The sequence below is a fragment of the Rahnella sp. NRRL B-41462 genome (assembly GCF_003263525.1).
In the GTDB taxonomy this organism is placed as follows: Bacteria; Pseudomonadota; Gammaproteobacteria; order Enterobacterales; family Enterobacteriaceae; genus Rahnella; species Rahnella aceris.
In genome coordinates this window covers 75,865-83,816 of the sequence record NZ_JYDF01000029.1, presented here as the reverse complement: position 1 = coordinate 83,816, position 7,952 = coordinate 75,865, and the positions used below count along the sequence as shown (strand labels likewise).

General features: G+C 54.8%; 3 protein-coding genes. 1 reads left to right on the top strand and 2 read right to left on the bottom strand.

Annotation, left to right across the window (positions count from 1 at the left end):
- Positions 1-163: 163 nt before the first annotated feature.
- Together malQ and malP are read right to left on the bottom strand one after the other, a co-directional pair.
- Positions 164-2,254: a 4-alpha-glucanotransferase gene (gene malQ / locus UC14_RS08625; protein WP_013573869.1), complete on the bottom strand. Its 2,091-nt coding sequence runs from the start codon at positions 2,252-2,254 to the stop codon at positions 164-166.
- Between the two features lie 9 nt (positions 2,255-2,263).
- Positions 2,264-4,666, bottom strand: coding sequence for a maltodextrin phosphorylase (malP, locus tag UC14_RS08620; RefSeq protein ID WP_112197553.1), 2,403 nt, complete (start codon positions 4,664-4,666; stop codon positions 2,264-2,266).
- Positions 4,667-4,988: 322 nt separating this feature from the next.
- Between malP and malT the strand changes: the two genes are divergently transcribed.
- Complete coding sequence (gene malT, locus UC14_RS08615) at positions 4,989-7,715, top strand: HTH-type transcriptional regulator MalT (protein ID WP_112197552.1); 2,727 nt, start codon at positions 4,989-4,991, stop codon at positions 7,713-7,715.
- The last annotated feature ends 237 nt before the right edge of the window (positions 7,716-7,952 follow it).

The following is a 7,952-nucleotide window of genomic DNA, read 5'->3' as shown; positions in this document are numbered from 1 at the left end:
ATGCTTGCCGAGGTCAATACCGATGAGCGTAACGTTTTGCATGATGATCCCCTTCAGAAAGAAAAACACCCTGTCAGCGTACCGCTCACAGGGTGGGGGTGACCATCTTATTAAGGGGGCCTGCCCTAAGGCAGAACCCCTTTTCACTTCCTTCCTTTCAGCTTCAGCTCACCGATACTTTCCGGCGGCGTTTATCGAGGTCTTTAATCAGCTTATTCACCTGCTCGTCGGCAAACATCTCTTCGAGCGTATGGGAGAGCTTACGGCGCCAGTTCGGATATTCATCGCTGGTACCGGGCACGTTAACCGGTGCGCCCATGTCCAGCCAGTCTTCCGGTTGCAGGCCGAGCAAGGCACAGGCACTGTCAGCAACGTAACGTTGCAGACCACGGTTGAGTATTGGCGTCATTTCCATCAGTGCGGCTTTATGCCCGGTTTTCTTCGGGATGCAGCCGTAATGATGCAGACCATCAAGCAACCCCTGACGTGCGCGGGCGCGGTCGGCGTACAGCTCCTGTAAAACAGCCTCGTCGCGGTACAAACCGAGGGATTTTCCCAGCGCCAGATCGTCGCTTTGCCAGTAGCCGCGCAGCGTCGGCAGGTCGTGCGTAGTAATCGTGGCCATCGCCTGAACCGGATAGGACTGCGGTGCGCGGAAGTTGTTTTCCTCGTCGCGCTCGAAATACAGCACTTTGTAGGAATACACGCCGCTTTCGCGCAGTTTGCTGACGATCTCGACCGGTACGGTGCCCAGATCTTCGCCGATCACCATGCAACGGTGACGCTGGCTTTCCAGGGCTAAAATGGCCAGCAGATCATCCACCGGATATTGCACGTACGCACCTTTATCCGCCGTTTCACCCGCCGGGATCCACCACAGGCGCAGTAACGCCATCACATGATCGATGCGCAACGCGCCGCAACTGGTCATGTTGGAACGCAGAAGATCGATAAAAGGCTGATAGCCGCGCCTCACCATCACATGCGGATCCATCGGGCGCAGATCCCAGTTCTGACCGAGCGGGCCGAGAATATCCGGCGGTGCACCCACCGAAGCTTTCAGGCAATACAGTTCGCCGTCACCCCAGGTTTCGGATCCGCCTGCCACCACGCCGACCGCCAGATCACGGTAAAGCCCCATCGGCATCTCGTGCCGCTGGCTGGTGTGATAACACTGCGTAAACTGGGTTTCCGCCAGCCATTGCAGCCACAGATAAAACTCCACATCCTGCGCATGTTGTTCGCAGAACGCCCGCACGGCCGGGCCACGGGCATCATGATATTTTTCAGGCCAGCGGTTCCAGCCAAGTGCCACATCACTTTCTTTCGCCAGATGCTCGTAAAGCGCATCAAACGCAGCCTGCAGATACAGGCTTTCACCGCCCTGTTTGACGAAGTTGCGCAGGGATTTCACCTGCGGATCCTGCGCCTTACGTCCCTGAAAATGCGCGTAAGCCAGCCGTAATCCTTCTAATTTCAGCGGCATAACGCTGGCGTAATCCACCCAGTCATTGGCGCGCACCGCCTGCAAACGTTGCTGCGTCAGCGGCTGATGCCACCACTGTTGCGCCGCATCGCTCTGCCGGAAATCATCTACCGCGCCGACGTCGATATAAATCACGTTTAGCCAGCGGCGGGATGACGGACTGTAAGGGCTGGCGGCCACCGGATTCGCCGGATACAGCGCGTGGATCGGATTGAGCCCGACAAACGCGCCGCCGCGTTCGGCGACGTTTTTCAGCATCAGATTGAGATCGCCAAAATCACCGATGCCCCAGTTATTTTCCGAGCGCAATGTATAAAGCTGCACGCAGGCGCCCCACAGTTTTTTACCGGCCAGCAGCGCATCCGGTTCGTAACAGCGTTTCGGCGCGACAATGACCCGGCACTCCCACTGTTGCGCATCCTGCGTCAACGTCAGCTGGTGATAACCGGCAGGAATTTTACCCGGGAGTGCCAGCGTCATTTTGCCGCTGATCCGCCCCTTTTGGGTCACGCCGCTTTCCAGTTTCAGAGTCCAGGCATATTCGCCTTCACCGCCGACCGGCAATGCCAGACGGCTGCCGGTGACAAACACTTTGACCGACGGCACCGGCGTGGCAACCGGGCGGCGGCTGCCCGCCACCCAGCCCATCGCCGATAACAGTTCACGCTTGGTCTCGGAAGCGATTGCCTGTTGTTTGCCGTGCGCATTAATAAAACCAGAAGCAATCCCCGCCTCCCTGGCGGCCTGCTCCAGTGCTTTGTTCTCCATGCGGGCTCCTTATCGCTTCGCCTGCCAGATCCGTTGCTGATAATCGCGGATCGAGCGGTCGGAACTGAACATCCCTACGCGGGCCGTGTTGAGGATAGTTTTACGGGTCCACTCGTCCTGGTCGCGATACAACGCGTCGACTTTTTGCTGTGCCGCGCAGTAATCGGCAAAGTCAGCCAGCACCAGATACGGGTCGCCGCCGCCCAGCAAACTGTCGAGCATCAGGCTGAAGGCCTGTTTGTCGCCATTGCTGAAGAAGCCGTTTTCCAGTTCTTTGAGGATCTTATCCAGGTGCTTGTCTTTCTTGCGAATTTTAAGCGGATCGTAGCCCTTCGCCTGCAAGGCTTTGACCTGATCGACGGTGTTACCAAAGATGAAGATATTGTCTTCCCCGACCTCTTCAGCAATCTCAACGTTCGCGCCGTCGAGTGTGCCGACGGTCAGCGCGCCGTTCAGTGCCAGTTTCATGTTGCCGGTGCCGGAAGCTTCTTTACCAGCGGTAGAAATTTGCTCGGAAACATCAGCCGCCGGGATCATCAGTTCAGCCACGGACACGCGGTAATCCGGAATAAACACCACTTTGATGCGGTCACGCACCAGCGGATCGTTATTCACTTTTTCCGCGACTTTGTTGATGGCATAGATGATGTTTTTCGCCAGGTAATAACCCGGTGCCGCTTTCGCGCCGAACAGGAACACACGCGGCACCAGATCCATTTCCGGGTTATCGCGCAACTGACGGTACAACGACAAAATGTGCAGCAGATTCAGATGCTGGCGTTTGTATTCATGCAGACGTTTGATCTGTACGTCGAAAATGGCATCAGGGTTGAGGGTCAGCCCCATCACCTGTTTCACGTAATGCGCCAGTTTGATTTTGTTCTCACGCTTAATGGCCTGATAACGCTGACGGAATTTTTTATTATCCGCAGAACTTTCCAGCCCTTTCAGCGCGTCCAGGTCATTCACCCATTCGGTTTTCAGGGTGTCATCAATCAGCGATGACAGCGCCGGGTTACACTGTTTCAGCCAGCGGCGCGGTGTGATGCCGTTGGTCACGTTGTGGAATTTATTCGGCCATAACAGGTGATATTCCGGGAACAAGTCTTTGACCACCAGTTCGGAATGCAACGCCGCCACGCCGTTCACCGCAAAACCACTGACCACGCACAGATTTGCCATCCGTACTTGTTTGTTCTGATGGACAGACAGTTTTTCCCAGACGGCTTTGTCACCCGGCCACTGTTTTTCGACCACTTTTTTGAAGCGGGCGTTGATGGCTTTGATCAGCGAGAAATGGCGCGGCAGCAGGCTGCGCACCAGTTTTTCATCCCAGCACTCCAGCGCTTCCGGCATCAGCGTGTGGTTGGTGTACGCGAACGTCTGGCGGGTGATCGCCCAGGCGGCGTCCCATTCAAGCTGGTGTTCGTCGAGCAAAATACGCAACAGTTCAGGAATGGCAATGGTCGGGTGCGTGTCATTGAGCTGAATGACTTCAAATTTCGGTAAATCCTCAATTTTACGGCCAAGGAAGTGATGGCGGCGCAGGATATCGGCCACCGAGCAGGCGCACTGGAAATACTGCTGCATCAGGCGCAGGCGTTTACCAGCGTCGTGATTGTCATTCGGATACAGCACTTTGGTGAGTTTTGCCGCATCAATGCCTTTTTGCTCGGCTTTAAGAAATTCACCGTCATTGAACAGCGTCAGATCGAACGGATGCACGTCAGTGGCCTGCCACAGACGCAGCGGCTGGGTAACGCCATTTTTGTACCCGACCACCGGCAGATCCCAGGCTTCACCGCGCAGGGTAAACGCCGGATGCCACTGTTCAGCGCCCTTTTCGTTTTTTGTCAGTTTGCCACCAAACGCCACATCGACGGACAATGAGCTGTTGTGGCTGAACCACGGATAGCATTCGCGATGCCAGTTATCCGGCGCTTCCTGTTGTTTGCCTTCGCTGAACGACTGGCGGAAAAGACCGTACTGATAGTTCAGACCGTAGCCGGTGGCCGGTTGCCCGACGGTCGCCATGGAATCGAGGAAACAGGCAGCCAGACGGCCTAATCCGCCATTGCCCAGCGCCGGATCGGTTTCCTGCTCCAGTACGTCGGCCAGCTCGACACCCTGCTCTTTCAGCGCCTGACTGACCGTGTCGTACCAGCCGAGATTGATCAGATTATTCGCGGTCAGGCGCCCGATCAGGAATTCCATCGAAATATAGTTAACGTGCCGTTGCGGCTGTTTCGCCGCCGCCGGTGCCGGTTGCGCGCTCAGTTGTTCAGATAATGCGGCACTGGTGGCCTGCCACCACTGGTGCGGTGTCATATCCTGTGCCTGCTGCAAACCGAACCCTTGCCACTGGCGTTTCAGCGCGGCTAAAAACTGCGTCTTATCTAAAGTCACCTGCATCACATGCCTCTTTATCCGGAAATTTGTAGGGAAAGTCTGGTGTTGATTATCACTATGCTGACGCGTATGTCGGTGAGCGGCATCCTCCCGTAAAAGATTAGGCAGGGAGGAGAAACGGGGCGTAGCCGGAGGAGACGGAGGTTCAGGGCAGATGCCTGAAAATTTGTATTAAGAAGTGTGATGCAGAGCAACTTAACGGCATGTAAAAACGTAACATTCTTGCAATCAATGTTTCAAAGGAGGACTTTAGAAAAAGTGATTAATTACACGCTGTGAAATAAATAACGTCCCCTCTGTCCTTCTGTCAAAAGAATCGAAAAAAATGCTGATCCCTTCAAAATTGAGCCGCCCGGTGCGGCAGCAAAATACAGTGGTTCGGGAACGTCTGCTGACGAAGCTCTCGACTGCGCCAAATTATCGTCTGACCCTGGTCGCCAGTCCGGCGGGTTATGGGAAAACGACGCTGGTGGCGCACTGGGCTGCAGGTAAAAGCGATCTGGGCTGGTATTCTCTTGATGAAAGCGACAATCAGCCGGAGCGCTTTGCCAGCTATCTGATTGCTGCTGTACAGCAGGCCTGCGGCGGGCATTGCATCAAAAGCGAAGCGCTGAGTCTCAAGCATCAGTACGCCAGTTTACCTGCGCTGTTTGCCCAGCTTTTTGTGGAGCTTTCCGACTGGCACAGCCCGCTGCTGCTGGTGATCGACGATTACCATCTGATTTCTAATGACGCCATTCATGAAGGGATGCGTTTTTTCCTGCGCCATCAGCCGGAAAACCTGTCACTGGTGGTGCTTTCACGCACCCTGCCACCGCTGGGCATCGCCAATATGCGTGTGCGGGATCAACTGCTGGAACTCAACGCCACGCATCTGGCCTTTACGCATCCGGAAACACAGCAATTTTTCGACAACCGGCTGAAAGACCCGATTGATCAGGCAGACAGCAGCCGGTTGTGCGACGAAGTCGCGGGCTGGGCCACCGCCTTGCAACTGATTGCGTTATCGGCGCGGCAGTCTTCTCACCCTTCACAGCATTCGACGCAGCAGTCCGCACGCAAACTGGCCGGGCTGAATGCCAGCCATCTTTCTGAATATCTGGTGGATGAAGTGCTGGATCGCGTTGATGCCCCGACGCGTGATTTTCTCCTGCGCTGCTCGCTGTTGCGCTCAATGAACGATGCGCTGATTGTGCGCCTGACCGGCAGCGAAAATGGTCAGCAACGGCTGGAAGAACTGGAACGTCAGGGATTATTCATCAACCGTATGGATGACAGCGGCGAATGGTTTAACTTCCACCCGCTGTTTGCCACATTCCTGCGTCAGCGTTGTCAGTGGGAACTGGCATCTGAGCTGCCAGCCATTCATCGCGCTGCCGCCGAAGGCTGGCTGGCACAAGGTTTTCCGGCCGAAGCCATTCATCATGCGCTGGGTGCCGAAGACACCAATCTGCTGCGCGATATTCTGCTGCAACATGCCTGGGCCCTGTTTAATCAAAGCGAGCTGGCGTTGCTGGAAGAATGTCTTGCCGCTCTGCCTTATGACCGGCTGATTCAGAATCCTAAACTGGTGTTGTTGCAGGCATGGCTCGCACAAAGTCAGCACCGTTATGCTGAAGTCGAGGTGTTGCTGGCCCGCGCTGAAAGCGAAATGAAACAGCATAATATTGTGATGGAACAGGCACTGGCGGCCGAGTTTGATGCCCTGCGGGCACAGGTGGCTATCAACGACGGACGTCAGGATGAGGCGGAAAAACTGGCCACTGAGGCGCTGCGCTATCTGCCTTATGAAAGCTATTACAGCCGCATTGTGGCCACGTCCGTGACCGGTGAAATCCAGCACTGCAAAGGGGATCTCACCCGCGCACTGCCGCTGATGCAGCAGACCGAGCAAATCGCCCGCCGTTATGAAGCCTATCACTACGCCTTATGGGCGCTGCTGCAACAGAGTGAAATTCTGATTGCTCAGGGCTTTTTGCAGGCCGCGTTTGAGATGCAGGATCGCGCTTTTGAACTGGTGCGCGAACAGCATCTTGAACAGTTGCCGATGCACGAATTTTTATTGCGTTTACGTTCCCAGCTGCTGTGGTCATGGTCGCGGCTCGATGATGCAGAAGAAGCTGCGCGTGAAGGGCTTAATGTGCTGAGCAATTTCCAGCCGCAACAGCAGTTGCAATGCCTGGCGATGCTGGCGAAATGTTCGCTGGCACGCGGTCAGCTCGACAACGCCCATCATCATTTACAACGCTGTGAAGCATTGCTGAAAACCGGTCAGTATCACATTGACTGGCTGACCAATACCGATAAGCCGCGGGTGATTTACTGGCAGATGATTGGCGATAAAAACGCTGCACGCCAGTGGCTGCAACAGGCGCGTAAACCGGATATGGCAGATAACCATTTCCAGCAAGGTCAGTGGCGAAATATTGCCCGCGTACAGATTTTGCTGGAACAGTTTGATGAAGCTGAAGTGGTGCTCGATGAACTGAATCAGAATGCACGGCAGCTGCGCCTGACCAGCGATCTGAACCGCAATTTGCTGCTGAGTAACTTACTTTACTGGCAAACCGGGCGCAAAAGTGACGCCCAAAAAGCATTGATCGAAGCGCTGGCGCTGGCGAACCGTACCGGTTTTGTCAGTCATTTCGTCATCGAAGGGGAAATGATGGCGCAACAACTGCGCCAGTTGATCCAGCTTAATCTGCTACCGGAACTGGAACAGCGCCGCGCCCAGCAGATTTTGCGCGAAATTAACCAGCATCACCGTCACAAGTTTGCGCATTTCGACGAAGGCTTTGTGAACAAACTGCTGACCCATCCGCAAGTGCCGGAACTGATCCGTACCAGTCCGCTGACGCAGCGCGAGTGGCAGGTTCTGGGGCTGATTTACTCCGGCTACAGTAATGACCAGATTGCCGGTGAGCTGGACGTTGCATCAACGACCATCAAAACCCATATCCGTAATCTGTATCAGAAGCTGGGGGTTGCGCACCGGCAGGAAGCGGTGCAGCAGGCTCAGCACCTGTTACAAGTGATGGGTTACGGCGCGTAATTATCTCTTCAAAATACATCACGATTTCTCCGCTTTTCATAACACATCGTCAAAATAAGTTGATGTGTTATGCCTATTTTTTATTAGCGAACATTTTTTACTCAAAAATAAAATCCGGTGATATAATGTGACCGTCATCACATAATTGTAATTCACCATTTCTTCTGTAAAGCCCATTGCCCGCCCGTCGTAGCAGCCTTCCGGCTGATTTTGGCTTCGTGCAAGTGGCTGTAGTAA

What these genes read in the sequence shown, in the direction of transcription:
- malQ (WP_013573869.1), bottom strand. Translation starts at nt 2,254, where the DNA reads ATGGAGAACAAAGCACTGGAGCAGGCCGCCAGGGAGGCGGGGATTGCT.
- malT (WP_112197552.1), top strand. Translation starts at nt 4,989, where the DNA reads ATGCTGATCCCTTCAAAATTGAGCCGCCCGGTGCGGCAGCAAAATACA.
- malP (WP_112197553.1), bottom strand. Translation starts at nt 4,666, where the DNA reads ATGCAGGTGACTTTAGATAAGACGCAGTTTTTAGCCGCGCTGAAACGC.